Origin of the sequence: Corallococcus exercitus (assembly GCF_003611585.1) — a bacterium.
Taxonomy (GTDB): domain Bacteria; phylum Myxococcota; class Myxococcia; order Myxococcales; family Myxococcaceae; genus Corallococcus; species Corallococcus exercitus.
This window is the reverse complement of record NZ_RAVW01000008.1, coordinates 1-16,247: the sequence shown is the minus strand read 5'-3', so window position 1 is coordinate 16,247 and position 16,247 is coordinate 1. Positions and strand designations below refer to the sequence as shown.

Below are 16,247 nucleotides of genomic sequence, written 5' to 3'. Positions count from 1 at the left end.
TCAGAGCAGCTTCGACATGATCTGCTGCTCGCGCTGCTCCAGCTTGATGGAGTCGAGCGTCCAGCCGATGAGCTCGTCGGCGGCGGACACGTCGAAACCGAAAGCGCTGGCGGCATCCTTCACGGCCTTGCGCTCCTCGTTCGCGATCTCCCCGTCGGCGCACGCCACCTCGACGAGCATGCGCAGCAGGGAGACACGCAGCTCCCGGACTTCAATCTTCCGGACGATGTCCGTGAGGTTGCCGGGCTTCTGGAACTCCGCTTCGATGATCGCGGCGACCTGCTCGTCACGGGGCGACAGCCCCATGCCCCTCACCACGTCATCGAGCTGCTGACGCTCGTCCTCGGTGACGCGGCCATCGCTCGCCGCCACGTTGGCCATGGCCTGGACGAACGCCAGGAGCTGCTCCTCGGGATATTCGCGCGACATGTCGTCTCCAGGTGGGACAGGGCTGCTGGGGAACCCAGGTTAATGGGCGCCCGCGCGGAGCGAAAACGGATTTCGTCCGGACATGGGGGAAGAAGGGCAGCGCGTGGAGAGGAGTATGGTCCTCTCCATGAGCCGGAAGAAGGCACAGCTCCTAACGCGGGATCAGTATGGATGTCACGTCGCCACGATGCGCACGGCGGAGCTCATTCAGGACCAGCTCTCCGGAAGGGGAGGGGGAGGCGGCTGGGTACTGCGGTTGGAGGACTCCAGTAACGCGCCTTGGGACGACCTCACGGAGGAACACCCGGGGGAGACGGGAGTGCCCCGTCGGATCGTCTGGCAGATCAAACGCCAATTCGAGCTCCTGAAGGACACGGACTTCAAGAAGCTTGTGCAGGAGTTGTTCGTCCACCCTGCACTCGAGGGACGCCTGGCCCTGTACCACTTGGTGGAAGTGCGGAAAATGGGCCAACTCGGAGTCCTCGCGGAACTGGGCAACCGACTCTTGAAGCCCGGCCTGAACCCCGACGACGAACTAGAGCTGAGCCAGCGGGAGCGCAAGTGGCTCCAGATCCTCCAGAAGCTGACGGGCGGCACTGAACGAGAGGTCCTGGCCTTCATCCGGCGCCTCGACGTGCGTTCGCTAGGCCGCGAGCAGGATATGGAGCGGGTCGCGAAGGCCTTCCTCCAGACACACTTCGAGAACCCTGACGCCGTCCACTCGAAGCTCATGGCGTTCTTCGCGAAGTCTGCGGACGGCGCCATCGCCATCACCTACGAACTCTTGCAAGCGCAGGTCCTGAAGGATGAGCCCCGGCGTCTCGTTTCGGGAACGCCTTCCCTTGCAACGGCGCGCGCTGCCTACCTGCAAGCCGTCGTCGACAACTACCAGCGGCAGCTGACGCTTCGCCGGCTTTCAGGGCGTGGAGGCGCGGACTCTGGCGGGCCGAAGCTCGCCGGCGTATTCGCGATGCCCGCGCTTCATGGGGCCCTGGGAGGACACTTCCTTCCCGAGGCCCTTCGCAATTCGGAACCCATGGGGGAAGTCCTTCCTGGCGAGAACGTGGAGGACAGCCCTCTCTCCGATGGCATCTCCGCACGCGTGCACGACGTCCAGCTCGTGGAGTCGCTGACGGCGGACGCGCGTCTGGTGGATTGCCCTCGCTTCCTCGTGGAGGGCGAGGTCGGCACCGGAAAGAGCACGCTCCTAGAGCACTTGGCCTTTGTCCTGGCGGAGCGGGCACGGAGCGACGCGGGCGCGCCCATCCCTGTAAAGATTGATGCCCGGTTGCTCGCGGAGGACCTTGCCACGGCCGTGCAGCGGATGTTCCCAGCGCTCGATGCACGGGTGCTCGAGTCGCATTCCGCAGGCTTCATCTACTTGGTGGACGGCCTGGACGAGGTCGGGCAACGCTCTGCATCCGCCGTGCAGGGCCAGCTCTATCAACTGGACGGCAAGGCGTCGACCCGAGCGATGGTGCTCGCCGGACGCCCTCTGGCGGGTTACGTCCAGCCTCCGCCCGGTTTCAACAGACTTCAGGTCGTCCCCTGGAGCCGGGCCCAGGTGCAGGCGTTTCTCAGTCGATGGCGCGAGGTGGATCCACACGCGATCGAAGCCCTGGACCTCGAACACCGATGGGAGGCCCTGGCGCCCATGCTCACCCAGCCGCTGACGGCAACCTTTGCCCTGATGCTCGCCCGGGAGGAACCTGAAGCGCTGCGCAGTCGGTCGTCGCTCTTCCAGGGCATAGCCGAGAAGCTGTTCCACGACTGGGCGCGCCAGCGGAGTGTCGACGGCCGCGATGCGCCCATGAAGTGGAGCATGATGGCCCGGTCTTTCCAGCGCATGGCACTGAAGAGCCTCCGTTCGGAGCGGGAATTCGTCTCCCGGAGCGACCTCCGCCAGTTCCTTGGACGGGATGCCGCTGATGCGGTCCTGGAATGGATCGACGCCGCCCATCTCCACTTCGGGCTTCTGGTCTGGCAGCCAGATCAAACTTATCGGTTCGTCTTTAAGGGCCTCGCGGAGCACTTGGCGGGCGCGGCGCTCCTGCAGGAAGGCGACGAAGCGATGCGAAAAGCTGCTCACCGGCGATGGGGGCTTGAGCCGGTCAGACATGCCATCGGCCTCGGGGCCGAAAAAAAAGGGAGGGCATGGGCCATCGAGTTCATCCGGTCCCTCCTAACCGACTCGAAGGCCCCCCATCCCCAGCTACGCTTGCTCTTGGTCTCGGCCTACGCGACCCTGGATCTGGGAGCAGAGGGTGCTGTCCTGGCGGAACCTGTCGCGGAAGCGCTGTGCGAAGAGCTCACCCTGGAAACGTCCTCCTGGCGCGCGGGGGTGTTCGCCAATGTCAGCCGCGAGCTCCTTCGGCAGGATGGTCCCCCAGGCAAAGCCCTGCTCGCGAAGCTGCTGCCTCGTCTCCGGGCCGAAGGCCGCCTCGCGGATTGGTACGCAGCCCAGATGGAGACCGCTCCCTCCTTCTGGCTGCGGTTGCTATCGCAGAAAGATCCCGAGGTTCGCTGCGTCGCGATTGGAAAGCTCACGGCTAAGGTCGATGAACCACTTGTGCGCGGGGCCCTCAGCGAGCAACTGCTTGATGGGACCCGGCCCCACTTCGCGCGGGTTCCGGCCTATCAGGCGGGACTTGCCTTGCGTCAGGCGAAGCGCGACGACGACTTCGCGGCGAGGCTTCCAGACATCGCCTACTTGGCTGCGCATGGGGGCCAGCTCCAGGGAGGAGCGGCAGCGTTGGCGCTCAAGCCGGGCGAAGTGCTTCCGGCAGTCCTTGTGACTGCGTTCAAGCTGATGGCTCAGGGAGGATGGGTCTATCGGGAAGTGTTAAATGAACTCGCGGCCACTGACGAAGGCCGGGCCGCCCTTGAGCTTCATTGGCCTGATTGGAATGCCGAACGGCACTCTCGTCCGCAGGAGATTGAGGCCCCCAAGGGTGAGCCGCGAATGGCCTATGGGAGCAAAGAGGCTCCGCTGTCAGCAGCGACCTCGCGGCAGCTCTCACGGATCGTGTCCCCTGAGTTGGTGGGCAGGCGACTCGGCTTGACGTTGAGCCGGGAGTTCCTGGCGGGCCCGCGCCGCGCGCAATGGGTCTGCGAGGAGGCTTGGGATTTCCCCGAGGCAGCCGTGGCTTGGCTTGAGTCCAAGGAGCGGGGAACCTTGACTCAGGCGTCCGAGTTCCTTCTAGGCGAGGCGGCGTTGCGCCACCCTTCCTTGCGGAAGGCCCTGCTGGAACTCTGGGCGCGCAGCCATGAGGAACGTGACCGGCAGCTGTTTCCTGGGAACGCTCTTTCTCAGCTCGTCGGCTCCGGAGATGAAGAAGCCGCACGGGTCTTCGCGGAGTGGCTGGATGTTACCCACTGGTTGAAGATGGCCTACCATCGGCTCTTCCTCTGGCCTGCGGCCCTTCAGCACCCGAACGTCAGGCCCGTCGCCATTCAAAAGGCCCTCGAGACGTGGACTGAGTTCGAGGTGGGGAGCGTCGATGCGAACGGGAAACGCACCACCTTGTGGAGCGGGGTCATGGCCAGTGTGCTGGGCGCGCTGAGACCTGCCTGGGAAGGGCATGCGCAAATGGAGGACAAGCTCCTCCAACTGGCCCGTGAGGGGAGCGTGCAACAGCTGACCCACGTGCTGCTCGTCTATTACGCGAAGCCGCGCCCACCGGAGTTGGCGGAGATCCTCGTTCAGCGGTTCGAAACGTTGCAGGAAGAAGACCACGCAGTGGAGCCCTCATACATCGCCACGTGCATCAATTGGGCCCAGCACGCCGGGCTCCAGAAGCGGCTGCGACCGTCGCTGGAGCGAATCGTCACTTGGTATTCCTGGCCCCGGTATGTAGCCGCCTCGGTCCTGGTGGAGAGCAGTCCTTCAGAGCAAGCACGGCAGCTGTCTCAGAGAACCGCCGAGCACTGGCCGGAGCAATGGGATGGTTATTCACTGAGCCGGTCGGTCCTGTTGATCCTGCAGCGTGCCAATCCCGAGGCCTGGATCCAGCGGCTCATGACGCTCCTCAAGGACGAGGCACTGTCTGCCCGGGCGGTCTTCGAGCTTGCCCGTTGCTTCACGAGGTACCCGGAGCACTCGCAGCGAAAACTGCTTCTTGAGAACGTCCACCGTCGATTGATTCAAGGAGCTCCGCCCCGCTGGCTCCAGCGGGGAGTAGACTCTGAGGACAGCATCAGCTTCGAGGACCTGTTCCACCAGATCTTGTTCGAGTCCGACGACCTAGACTGACGCTTTCCAGGTGATGTCGTAGACCTCCCTGAGGGAGGAAGGGGAACGAAGCCCAGCTTGAGAGCCTTCAAGATGCCGTGTCTGGCAGCCCAAGGGCTGATTGCTGCCAGCACTCCTACATGCTTCAGTCCGGCACGGAATCCAAAGGCGCGGCGCAGCGACTGTCGTCGCAGGCAGCGGCGGGAAGCACCTGGGGGGCAGGTCGCTGCACACCGGACACCGGGCCCGCCTGGGCCTCGAGCAGCAGGGTCTGCAACTCAGCGCCCAGCAGCAGGTCGTCGTGAACACCGAAGAGCTGCCGGCGAAGACGTCCCTGCGCGTCAATGAGGACCGTCGTCGGCGTTCCCCGCATGGCGTACGCGCTCATGGTCCGCGGGATGGGATCGCCGCCTTCGCCCGGTGCGTCCACGCCCACCGGGAACTTCACCCGGTATTCGTGGAGGAACGCCCGAAGCGACTCGAGCTTCATGGCCTCGTGGTGCTCGAAGACCGTGTGCAGCCCGACCACGGCGAGCGGCGCGCCCGCGAAGAGCTCCGCGACGCGCTGTGCCTGCGGGATGCCCCGGGCGACGCAGCCGGGGCAGAGCATCTGGAAGGCGTGGAGGAGGATGACCTTGCCGCGAAGCCGCTCCAGGGTGAGCGGCTCCGGCGTGTTGAGCCAGGTGGTCGTCCGCCACGCGGGCGCGAGGCGCGGCGTCATCAGAAGTCCCCGTCCTTGACGTACGGGTGGGCCCAGAGCGTCACCTGCAACAGGCAGGACTTCACCCACGCCGCGTACATCTTCTCGACGTCCTCCGCGGAATGGCCCTGCTCGGCCAGGAAGGGGCGCAGGGTGAAGGTGACCGGGAAGATGAGCGCGAACAGGTTCCGGAACGGCACGACGTCCGTCGAGGGCGCTCCGTCGGTCTTGTTCTTCTTCACCCGGTGGTGGCGCAGGCCGATCTCGTGCTGGTAGTCGAGCCAGGCCTGGTCGTACCGGGCACTCGACGTGTCGAGGATCCACTGGCCGAAGCGCTTGCGGACCGGGGTGAGGTAGTCACCCAGGGGCTTGCCGTCTGTCTTTCCACTGAACGAGGCGAGCAGGTGCGGCTGGCTCCCGACGAACCCGTACCAGACGTCGAGGATGGCCTCGACGCGTCCCTTCACGATGTCGTGCGACATGCGGAGGAACTTCACGTCCTCTTCGCCGAACAGGACGCTGGCCTTCATCTGTTCGAAGTCGGTGAGGGACACCGGCGAGCGCGAAACGGACGGGGTGCCATGGGTGTAGCCGGGGATGGGGTTCATCGCTGCTTCTCCTTCGTGGAGCAAAGCTCCGCTGTCGCCGTCGGCCGGAATGGCCGCGGAATCCGTGTTCACTCGTGCTTGAAGCGAAGTGGCGTCAGTCGCGACGCAGGAACTGCTCCCAGACCTCTCGCCGCGCCGACTCCGGCGCGCGCTCGTGTTCCGGGCAGTCGAGCCGCAGTTGATCACTGGAGATCGGCGCGTCCACGAAGGCACAGTGATGCGGCGACGCGCCTGGGCGCACGTTCGGGCGGAAGTGCGTACAGGTCACGCACATGCCGGTGACCGGAACGAGCCCCTGCTCCTGAAGCATCCGGATCATCTTCACGATGCCGGAGAAGAACGCGCGCTGCTCCTCCGGGGAGAGGTCCGCGACCGCGTCCGCCATGAACTCGGGCCACGAACGCGCGCGGGCACCGAGCGCGGCGCCCGTCGCCGTGGGCGTCAGGAGGCTGGCGCGCGGGTGTCGCGGATCCGGGGACCTGGTCACGAGCGCCTTCTCGACGAGGACGCGGACCGAATCGCTGATGGTGGGAAGCGTCACGCCGAGGCGCTCGCTCAGCTCCGTACCGGAGAGGGGCCCATGCGCGACCAGCGCGGCGAGGATCTGCCCCTGCGTGGCGGACAGGCCCGCCCCGTTCGCCTGCTGCCACGACTGCTGCTTCATCGCGAGCCCGAGCTTGTGCAGCCCGGTCGCGATGCGCGCGGACAGCGACTCGCTGTTCGCGTCGAAGTACCCCGGTAGCTTCCCAGTCATGGCCAAGATCTAAGTTAGGACTCCTAACTAGTCAAGCCTGCCTGAGCCCCGGGCCGCCTTCCCAATGGCCGCGGGGCCTACGGCGCCTGGATGACGTCGGTGAGGCGCAGGTGGCGCGGCTGGGCCTGCACCCGCTCGAACCAGGCGCGGATGGCGGGGTAGCGGCTCAAATCAAAGCGGCCCTCCTCCGCCACGTGCGTGTACGCGTACAGCGAGATGTCCGCGAGGCTGTAGTGCTCGCCCGCGAAGAAGGGCCGCTTGCGCAGCTCCCCCTCCATGACGTCGAGCGCGGCGTAGCCCTTCTGGATGCGCTCCTCCAGCTCCTTCTCCTTGCCGGCGGGGATGCCGAAGAAGGCGATCCACGCCCGGGCCACGGCGACGTAGGGCTCGTGGCTGTACTGCTCGAAGAACATCCACTGGAGCATCCGCGCCCGCTCCAGCCGGTCGGTAGGGATGAAGGGTGTGCCCTCGGCGAAGTACCAGAGGATGGCGTTGGACTCGGCGAGGAAGACCCCGGGCTCCAGCTCCACGGTGGGGGTCCGGGCAATGGGGTTCATCGCCTTGAACTCCGGCGTGCGCGTCTCTCCCGCGGAGAGATTCACCTCCCGCGTCTCGAACGGAATCTCGAGCTGATGCAGCAGCAGACGGACCTTGTAGCAATTCCCAGAGGCGTGGAACTGGTGGAGCTTGATCATGGGCGGCTAGTCTATTCCCATGAGAGCCCTCGCGCTGATGACTCTTCTGCTGGGAAGCACTGCCTGCCGGACACCTCAGCCGGAAGGGGGCTCCGCGGCGAAGGCGGGCCTGTCCGTCGCGACGTGTGAGCTGCCTTCGAGCCCCGCCGAAGTCATCTCGCTGACCGAGGCCCCCATCCCCGGCGAGCTGCATGAACGCTTCGACCTGCCTGACGGTCCGGAGTGGTGGGCCCCCGCGCCCGAGGACGCGGAGCGACAGCGCTACCGGGAGGCGCTGGTGGCCCGGCTCGGAGCTGGCGGGGTGGAGATGCGTGCGCTGCTGGAGCGTTCACGCGAGCTGTTCACGGCCCTGGCGCTGCCCCTGCGACGCGAGGCGGAGAACAGCACGCGCGTCCTCGAAGGTGGCGCCGGTACGGTGGGCCCGGCTTCCTGTCTGGAGTGGAGGCTCTTCCAGCGGCAGGCCTGGCGCTTCCCGATGCTGGAGCACCCCACCGAGTTCAGCGCGTACGTCCTGCGCGGCCAGGGACGGCTGCACGTCTACTTCTCCGGCGCGGACCGCGTGGGCGCGAAGCTCCGGTCCGAGGTGACGGAGCGCGTGGCCGCGGACGTCGCTCGTGGCTTCGTGCTCGTCGCGCACGCGCACAACCACAACTTCATGTTCGACCGCGTGCCGGGAGACCGGCAGTGGACCACGCCGGAGACCGTGAACGACGTGGGCGGCGGGGTGGCCCCCAGCCTCACCGACGTGCAGGCGTATCGCGGCATGCACGAAGCCCTGGGGCTCCAGGGCGCGTGGGTGACCAACGGCTTGGAGACGGGCCGCTACACCGCCGGGGACTTCACGCGCCTCTCCGCGTGGGAGGGCTGAGACAGCAGCCAGGCAGGCTCGACCCCGCCTTTGCACCCTCCGCGTGGCCTCTTCATCTTCCAGGGAGGCTGGACTGGAGCGGGAGGCGACACGTGCTGCAAGAAACCAGGACCACCCCCTTGCAGGACGTGGGGCGCGGGCTGTTGGGCTCGTTCATGGTCGCGGCCGGCACGGGGCATCTCTCCTTCGCGCGAGGGCCCTTCCAGGCGCAGGTTCCTGACTGGGTCCCGATGGATAAGGACACCGTGGTCCTGCTCTCCGGAGTCGTGGAGATAGGGCTCGGGCTGACCCTGCTCTTCAACAAGCGGCACCGGGCCCTCGTCGGGCTGGGACTGGCGGTCTTCTTCGCGGCGGTCTTTCCCGGCAACCTGCATCAGTACGCGAAGCACCTCTCCGCGTTCGGCCTCGATACGGACACCAAGCGGCTGGTCCGGCTGTTCTTCCAGCCCGTGCTGATGGGCTGGGCGCTGTGGTCCACCGGCGGCAGGAAGGCGTGGCGGTAGGCGGCGGGTCCACGGACATCCGGCCGTCGTTGAAAGGCATTGTACCAATCTCCGGCGAATTCCCGGCGATGATTCCTGAAATTCCAATCACCATCGCCTGCTCCTCGGTGAGGAGTACAGTGCCGCCCTTTCGCGAGAGGGAGGTACGCGTATGGGTTGCTACGTGTTGGGGCTCCAGGAGATAGGCCAGACGCAGGTCGCGCTCGTTGGCGGCAAGGGTGCGCATCTGGGGGAGCTTTCGCGGATGGACGGCATCCGCGTACCGGCTGGCTTTTGCGTGACGACGGAAGCCTTCCAGCGGGTCCTCGCGGAAGCGCCGGCGATCGATGCTCAGCTTGAACAGCTGTCGCGCCTGAAGCAGGACGACCGGGAGCAGCTCCGCGCGCTCAGCGCCGAACTCCGCCGGACCCTTGAAGGGGCTTCCATGCCTGACGCTCTGGCGGCGGAGATCACCCGCCAGCTCGTCCAGCTCGGCGAACAAGCCGCCTACGCCGTCCGGTCGAGCGCGACGGCGGAGGATCTGCCGACAGCCTCCTTCGCGGGCCAGCAGGACACGTACCTGAACGTCGTGGGACCGGCGGCGATCCTCCAGCACGTCAGCCGGTGCTGGGCCTCGCTCTTCACCGAGCGGGCCGTGCTCTACCGGCTGCGGAACGGCTTCGACCACCGGAAGGTCCGCATGGCGGTGGTCGTGCAGCGGATGGTCTTCCCGCAGGCGGCCGGAATCCTGTTCACGGCCGACCCCATCACCTCGCACCGGAAGATCGCCTCCGTGGAGGCCAGCTTCGGCCTCGGCGAGGCGCTGGTCTCCGGCCGGGTGAACGCGGACGTCTACAAGGTGCGGGACGGCGCGGTCATCGACAAGGCGGTCGGCACCAAACAGCTCGCCATCCTCGCCTCGTCAGCGGGCGGAACGCGGGAACAGGCCATCGAGCCGGAGCGGCAGCAACAGCCCGCGCTGACGGATGCGCAGGTCGTGCGGCTCGTGCAGCTGGGGCGGCGGATGGAAGCGCACTTCGGCTGCCCCCAGGACATCGAATGGTGCCTGGTCGACGATGACTTCCACTTCGTCCAGAGCCGGCCCATCACCACGCTGTTCCCCATCCCCGTGGCTGGCGACCCGGAGACCCACGTCTATCTCTCCGTCGGCCATCAGCAGATGATGACCGACGCCTTGAAGCCGCTGGGGCTCTCCCTGTTCCAGCTGACGGCCATGCGGCCGATGTACGAGGCCGGCGGGAGGCTGTTCGTCGACGTCACCCAGAACCTGGCGACGCCAGCGGGCCGCGCGGGCCTCCTGGGGCTCGCGGGGAAGTCCGACCCGCTGACCGGGGACGCGCTTCGAACCGTCATCGGACGCAGCGACTTCATCCGGCCACTCCCGGACGAAGGGCCTCGCGCGGCGCCAGCTGGCGGCGCCCCGGCCCCGCTCGAAACCGACCCGGCCATCGTCGACGAGCTGATCCGCCGCAGCGAGGCCTCCCTCGCCGTCTTGAAGCGCGACATCCAGACGAAGTCCGGAACGGCGCTGCTCGACTTCATCCTGGCGGACCTCCAGGAGCTGAAGCGGCTCTTGTTCGAGCCGCGAAGCTTCCAGGTGATCATGGCGGGGATGGAGGCCACCTGGTGGCTCAACGACCAGCTGCAAGCGTGGCTGGGTGAGAAGAACGCGGCCGACACGCTCACGCAGTCCGTCCCAAACAACATCACGTCGGAGATGGGGCTGGCGCTCCTGGACGTCGCGGACGTCATCCGACCGTATCCGGAGGTGGTGGCCTTTCTGCGGGGCGTGAAGGACGACGGCTTCCTGGACGAACTGCCCGGGCTGGCTGGCGGGCGGGAAGCGAGGGACGCCATCCAGGCCTATCTCGACAGGTACGGCATGCGCTGCGTCGGCGAGATCGACATCACGAGGCCGCGTTGGAGCGAACGCCCCACCACGCTCGTGCCCCTCATCCTCGGCAACATCCAGAACTTCGAGCCGGGCGCCAGCAAGCGGCGCTTCGAGCAGGGGCGGCAGGAGGCCTGGAAGAAGGAGCAGGACGTGCTGGAGCGCCTGCGGGCCTTGCCCGACGGGGCAGGGAAGGCCGAGGAGACGAAGCGGATGATCGACCGGGTCCGGACCTTCGTTGGCTATCGGGAGTATCCGAAGTACGGAAAGATCAACCGCTACTTCGTCTACAAGCAGGCCTTGATGAAGGAAGCCGAGCGCCTGGTGCGGGCTCGCGTGGTGCAGGAGAAGGAAGACATCTTCTACCTCACGTTCCAGGAGCTCCAGGACGTCGTGCGCACGAACCAGGTGGATGCGCAGCTCATCCGCCAGCGCAAGGACACGTTCAGGTCATATCAAGCGCTCACGCCGCCCCGGGTGCTCACGTCGGATGGCGAGGTCATCACCGGCGCGTACCGGCGCGACAACCTGCCCGCTGGAGCGCTGGTGGGCCTGGCGGTCTCCGCCGGAACCATCGAGGGGCGAGCCCGCGTCATCCTGGACATGGCGGAGGCCCATCCCGAGCCGGGCGACATCCTGGTCACCGCCTACACGGACCCCAGCTGGACGCCTGTGTTCGTCTCGGTCAAGGGACTGGTGACGGAGGTCGGAGGCCTGATGAGCCACGGCTCGGTGATAGCGCGGGAGTACGGCCTGCCGGCCGTCGTGGGAGTGGAGCACGCCACCCGGCGGATCCGGGATGGACAGCGGATCCGCGTGCATGGAACGGACGGCTACGTCGAGCTCCTGTAGGCAGGTGCGAAGGGGCGGATGATGGAGAGGACACGGCGAGTGGACTGGGAAGCCCGAGGCGCCGGGTCCGCGTTCACGCCCCGGGAGGAGCTGCCCGGGGCGTAGCGCTCAGCGCCGCGCGAGCCGGGTCTCGGCCGCCTTGAGCACGTGCTCCTTGAGCAGGTAGCCGAAGCCCGCGTTGCGCAGTCGGACGATGAGCTCGTCCCGGGTCGTCTTGAGCTGCTCGGCGGTGCGCTCCAGGCTCCAGCCCCCCTGCGCGAGCTGCTTGAGCAGGTAGGCCCGGCGCGTCTGCGCCGCCGAGAGCCGGTAGGTCTTGAGGTACTCGACCGTGCCGTCGCCGCGCAGGATGGCCTCGCCCATGTGGTTCTCCTCCGAAGGCGACAGGCCCGTGATGAAGCGCTGGAGGTGGAAGGGACCGGCCTCGTAGACGGGGGAGGTGACCACCTCGGCGCCGATGACGCCCTCCGCCATGAAGCCCATGAAGTCCGCCCAGTCCGCGCGCATGCGCTCGATGGCGGTCCGCAGGTCCTTCATCGAGTTCACCCGCGCATCCTCCACGCCCAGCCCCAGCACGGGCGCGTCTCCCAGGAAGCCGTACTGCACGAGCAGGTCCCCGTAGAAGTCCTCGAGCAGGGCCCGGTGCAGGGCGCGGTAGTCGTCGGGGTGCGAGACGATGGCGCAGGAGAGCAGCGCGTCCGCCTGGAAGATGAGCATGCCCACCTGGCGCTCGTGCAGCTCGAAGATGCGCAGCGCCTCCGCGAAGGCCGCGCTGGCCCAGCCCGAGTAAGCCCACTCGCCCCGGGGGTTGAGCCCCTGGGAGAGGGCCTCCTGGGAGTACTCGCTCCACGCCACCTCCGGCCCGCCGAAGTACAGCGCGAGGAAGCCCTCCATCGTCAGGTGCATGGGCAGCAGCCGCAGCCGGTTCTTGTCCTCGCGGTGCACCATGCGGTGCAGCACCCGCGTCGAGGAGAAGGGCCCGTGCTTGAGGCTCTTGCCCTCCTTGCCCTCGGGCTTGCGCAGCCGGGTCTCGGGCGTCACCGCCGCGCCCTTGTCGTCCCAGTCCACCACCAGGCCATGGGGGACGTAGGACGTGTAGTGGAGTCCGGGCTCCATCAGCCCACCCTGGAGCGACACGACGCCCACGTCCTCGTCGTAGCTCCTGCGGGTGATGCGCAGGTCTCCGGGGATGTCATCGCGCAGCACGGGCACCAGGCGGATGCTCCCCCAGACCTGCGAGGGCGCGAGCCGCAGCCCCGTGAGCGGCAGCCGCCGCACCACGCTCTTGCCGCCCTCCTTCATGCCACCTCCTCGTCGAGCGACTCTTCCGGTGACTCGGTCCCGGAGCGGCTGCCAGGCGTGTGCTCAAGCATCCGCCGCACGCGCGCCGCCAGGTAGTCCTCGAGCTCCGCCAGGGGAGAGGCCCCCTCGGCGAAGCGCGCGAAGCCGAGCACCGTGGGCAGGTCCTCCGCGTCCCGCACGCCCACGGTGGGCACGTGCGTCCCGATGCCCCGGGGCGCGTACAGCTCCGAGGCGAACACGGGGTTGGCGTGGATGATGGTGGTGCGGCGGGCGGGGTCCAGCTTCGTGCGAAACAGGCGGGTGACCTCGGCCACGGCGTTGGGCGGATCGTTGTCGTAGCCATCCGACACGACGACCACCAGCTCGGGCATCCAGTCCAGCGCGTCCAGCAGCGGGGTGGCGAGGTCCGTCTGTCCTCGGGCGCGCGAGAGCAGGGGATGCTCGGGAGGGTGCATCCAGAACGCGCGGTATTCGCGCGCCGTGGCGGCCAGCAGGTAGTGCGCCGCGAGCGCCATCCCGAGGGGCCGGCGGCGCTTCTCGCTCGAGCCCGAGGCGGAGTAGCTGTTGTCCAGCACGGCGGCCACCCGGCCCAGGGGCACCGAGGCCCGCCGCAGACTGTTCACCGCCGCCCGCTCGAGCGCCGTGTTCAGCTCCGCCAGCCGCTCCCGTCGCACCTCCAGCGGGAGGGAGAGCACGTAGAGCGCCAGCCGGGTGAGCGGCGTGCGCCCCAGGTCGAGGGCGATGGCCCCTTGGGCGCGCGTGGCCGAGCTCTGCAAGCGCAGCCGCTCGCCGGCGGTGAGGCGCGGCTCGATCTTCTTCAGGAAGACATCCCGGGACAGCTGGTGCTTCGCGGCGAGCCCCTCGGCGACGGTGTAGGGCAGCTCGAAGAGGGCGGAGGCGTCGTAGTGGGCCTTGCGGAACGTCTCCAGCAGGGGGGCCTGGAACACGCGCTTGCGCCAGCCGTGGAAGAGGAAGGGGTTGAGCTCCCCGGGAAGCTTGAGGTGGCCGTGCGCCACGGCGGCGCGCAGCTTGGAGCGGTACTTCACCGCGTCGAAGTGCAGGTCCGCGCGCCCCTTCAGGAACTCGCGCACGATGGCGCGGGAGCGGCGGTTGTTGATGCGCCGCTCGCGCAGCACGTCCAGCACCCGGTAGGCCCGCTGGGGCGGCAGGGCCCGGAGCGCCGCCGCGATGAGCGCGCCTTCCTCGTGCCGGTCCGCGGACGGGGTCTGCTTTCCGCTCGCCAGCAGGTTGAGGATGATCTGCGCCTGGTTGAAGTGGTTGATGCCCGCGGCCAGCGTGCGCGTGTAGAGGCGGCGGTAGTTCCCGAGGATGTAGGCGTGCAGGAACTCGATGGACACCGCCTGCCCGCGCCCGTCGTTGTAGAACTCGCGCTGTCCGGTGCACGAGAAGCACGCGTTGACGAACATGACCAGGTCCTCACGGGCGACCTGCTCGGCACGTGCTCCGGCGATGTCCATCCGGGGATTCACCCTTCCTGAAGAGGCAGCGCCGCTCGGGGAAGGCGGACACGATCAGCTAGTCAAGCTCCAAAGGCTCGTTTCGGAAATCGCATCACAGTCCCGCGAGCGGCACCCCTCACCGTAGCATGACGCGGCGGCCGGGCACGGACTGACACGCGGGGGCTATTCGACCTCGCCGCGGGCCTCGGTCCAGAGCGCTCAAGCGGTCCAGGAGCCCTGCCAGAAGCAGGCGCGTGGTGCGTTCACTGTGAGAATGGATGCGATGCGTAACGTGATGCGTTTGCCAATGCCTTGGTAGCGTCTCGTCCGAGGTCCTTTCCATGCTTCGAAGGAGAGCGTGATGAGCTTCTTGAGCCGGTGGTTTGGCAAGCGTCCCTCCGCCGAACCCGAACCCATTCCCGTCACCTCCATCGACCAGGAGTACGCATACATTCGCTCGCACCCCTGCCGTTGTGGTGGGGTCTGGCAGTCGCTGGAGCGTTCGACGAAGCCGGGGTCGGAGGCGGCATTGCACCTCAAGCTCGAAGTGCATGAGATGCACTGCGGCAAGTGCGGTGCACGCCAGACCTTCCGCTTCCTGTTGGACACTTCGCACCCGGATTACATTCGCGCGCTGCAGGAGACGGAGCAGGAGTTGCTGGGCGAGCCGCCCGCCACGACCGCCCCGCCCTCCACGGTGCCTCCGGGACACCGGATCGAGCGGATCCCCGTGCCCGAGGACATGGAGCCCGACCTCTCCTCTGTGGGTGACAGCGTCTGTGTCGCCACGCTGGGGCATGGAAGTGACAAGCCCGTGGAGGAACTGGAGGACATGCTGCGCGCGCTCGGGCCACAGGCCTGGGATGCGCAGCGCCCCGCACGGCTCCTTCATCCGGGGGAGCCGTTCTCTCGGATCTTCGCCCCCGCCAATCCACACGTCAGGACCGTTCCCCGACTGCTGTTCTGGATATTCAACACGCACAGCCTGAGCACCTGGATGGCGGAGCCCACGCGCTTGCAAGTGCTGCTGCGCCACCTCTACCGGCTGGAGCACGCCACGGAGCCCGTCACCCAGTTCGTCTGCTTCGAGCACAACTGCGGGCCGCGTGCGGCCGTCATGGCGCGGTTGCTGGCTGGACTGGGCCTGCCTGTCCGGGCACTGGACCCCCGGCTGCCCCTCTGCTTGAAGGTTCACCGCCCCGAAGGCATCGCGCTCATCGCGCTGACGAATGACCCCCTCCCATTGAATGGCGACGTGGACGTCTTCCTCGCGACCGTGAACGCGATGAGGGCCGAGGCCGAGGCCCAGGGAGATGCGTCGCGGCTGCTCGAACTCGAAGCGCGGGAGCGCGACTACCTGGCTAAAGTGCTCCAGCCGCTCCAGGCCCAGGTGCGGCCCGGGCCGCTGCTGCGAGCCCCGCGCCTGCACCGGTTGCTGAAAGCCGTCGTGGCCCGGCGTGAGCCGACGGACCTGCAGGCGCTCGACGAGGCGCTGCTCGGGCTCGCACAGCCGCTGTTGATGCTCATGAGGTCGGATGGCAAGGAGGTCTTCTCGGCGAAGGTTCCTGGCGTTGGCACCGCGCTGCGGGTCCACACGGACATGCTCTCGTTGCAGATGGCTGTGAAGGACCTCGGACTGGCCGAGACCGACCTTCGCATCGTCGGCGTCGCGGTCCGCGAGGTCTTCGATTGGGGCGGGAGGGAGAACCTCGCGGTGGTGCTCAATGTCTATCTGTCACGCCAGGCCACGGAGGTGTTCTGGCTGCCAGACGCAGCGAAGCGAATGGCGCAGGGGCAACCCACCTCGGCCGCGCGGCTCTCGGGCGTCCACTAGGGGCTGTCCCTGATCTCAGGCCGGAAAATCAACCTGGTGGATCAAACACCGGCATTGGACCCGGCTTCGGAAGGCATCAGGAGGTTGCCAGCCAGCGTCAGGCATGATCAACGCTGGCTGTGC

At 67.4% G+C, this 16,247-nt stretch carries 12 protein-coding genes; 5 read left to right on the top strand and 7 right to left on the bottom strand.

The features are described from left to right. A complete protein-coding gene (locus D7W79_RS01895; protein WP_120523605.1) occupies positions 1-429 on the bottom strand; it encodes a tellurite resistance TerB family protein in 429 nt (142 codons plus the stop codon). Between the two features lie 127 nt (positions 430-556). Here D7W79_RS01895 and D7W79_RS01890 point away from each other — a divergent pair, with 127 nt between their 5' ends. Further along, a complete protein-coding gene (locus D7W79_RS01890; RefSeq protein ID WP_147441767.1) occupies positions 557-4,681 on the top strand; it encodes an NACHT domain-containing protein in 4,125 nt (1,374 codons plus the stop codon). 124 nt (positions 4,682-4,805) lie between these two features. Here the strand turns inward: D7W79_RS01890 and D7W79_RS01885 are convergent, their stop codons facing one another. The 4 genes from D7W79_RS01885 to D7W79_RS01870 form a co-directional block, all read right to left on the bottom strand. Next, entirely contained in the window at positions 4,806-5,381 is a 576-nt protein-coding gene (locus tag D7W79_RS01885) for a redoxin domain-containing protein (RefSeq protein WP_120523603.1), read from the bottom strand. Beyond that, positions 5,381-5,968, bottom strand: a complete 588-nt coding sequence (locus tag D7W79_RS01880; RefSeq protein WP_120523602.1) for a protoglobin domain-containing protein — start codon at positions 5,966-5,968, stop codon at positions 5,381-5,383. Before D7W79_RS01880 ends, D7W79_RS01885 begins: the two co-directional genes overlap by 1 nt. 94 nt (positions 5,969-6,062) lie before the next feature. Continuing rightward, positions 6,063-6,722 carry a MarR family winged helix-turn-helix transcriptional regulator gene (locus D7W79_RS01875; protein ID WP_120523601.1) on the bottom strand — a complete coding sequence of 220 codons (660 nt, stop codon included), beginning with the start codon at positions 6,720-6,722 and terminating at the stop codon, positions 6,063-6,065. A gap of 77 nt (positions 6,723-6,799) precedes the next feature. Next, positions 6,800-7,417, bottom strand: coding sequence for a glutathione S-transferase family protein (locus tag D7W79_RS01870; protein WP_120523600.1), 618 nt, complete (start codon positions 7,415-7,417; stop codon positions 6,800-6,802). A 37-nt stretch (positions 7,418-7,454) separates the two neighbouring features. Between D7W79_RS01870 and D7W79_RS01865 the strand changes: the two genes are divergently transcribed. The 3 genes from D7W79_RS01865 to rph all read left to right on the top strand — a co-directional run bounded on the left by D7W79_RS01865 (position 7,455) and on the right by rph (position 11,531). Further along, positions 7,455-8,285 carry a hypothetical protein gene (locus D7W79_RS01865; protein WP_120523599.1) on the top strand — a complete coding sequence of 277 codons (831 nt, stop codon included), beginning with the start codon at positions 7,455-7,457 and terminating at the stop codon, positions 8,283-8,285. Between the two features lie 92 nt (positions 8,286-8,377). Further along, positions 8,378-8,788: a DoxX family protein gene (locus D7W79_RS01860; RefSeq protein ID WP_120523598.1), complete on the top strand. Its 411-nt coding sequence runs from the start codon at positions 8,378-8,380 to the stop codon at positions 8,786-8,788. A 151-nt stretch (positions 8,789-8,939) separates the two neighbouring features. After that, complete coding sequence (gene rph / locus D7W79_RS01855; RefSeq protein WP_120523597.1) at positions 8,940-11,531, top strand: rifamycin-inactivating phosphotransferase; 2,592 nt, start codon at positions 8,940-8,942, stop codon at positions 11,529-11,531. Positions 11,532-11,639: 108 nt separating this feature from the next. Here the strand turns inward: rph and D7W79_RS01850 are convergent, their stop codons facing one another. Both D7W79_RS01850 and D7W79_RS01845 read right to left on the bottom strand, forming a co-directional pair. Beyond that, on the bottom strand, positions 11,640-12,830 hold the full coding sequence (locus D7W79_RS01850; RefSeq protein ID WP_120523596.1) for an ARPP-2 domain-containing protein: 1,191 nt from the start codon (positions 12,828-12,830) through the stop codon (positions 11,640-11,642). Continuing rightward, positions 12,827-14,308: a hypothetical protein gene (locus D7W79_RS01845; RefSeq protein ID WP_120523595.1), complete on the bottom strand. Its 1,482-nt coding sequence runs from the start codon at positions 14,306-14,308 to the stop codon at positions 12,827-12,829. Before D7W79_RS01845 ends, D7W79_RS01850 begins: the two co-directional genes overlap by 4 nt. 343 nt (positions 14,309-14,651) lie before the next feature. Between D7W79_RS01845 and D7W79_RS01840 the strand changes: the two genes are divergently transcribed. Continuing rightward, positions 14,652-16,124: a hypothetical protein gene (locus D7W79_RS01840; protein ID WP_120523594.1), complete on the top strand. Its 1,473-nt coding sequence runs from the start codon at positions 14,652-14,654 to the stop codon at positions 16,122-16,124. Positions 16,125-16,247: the final 123 nt, after the last annotated feature.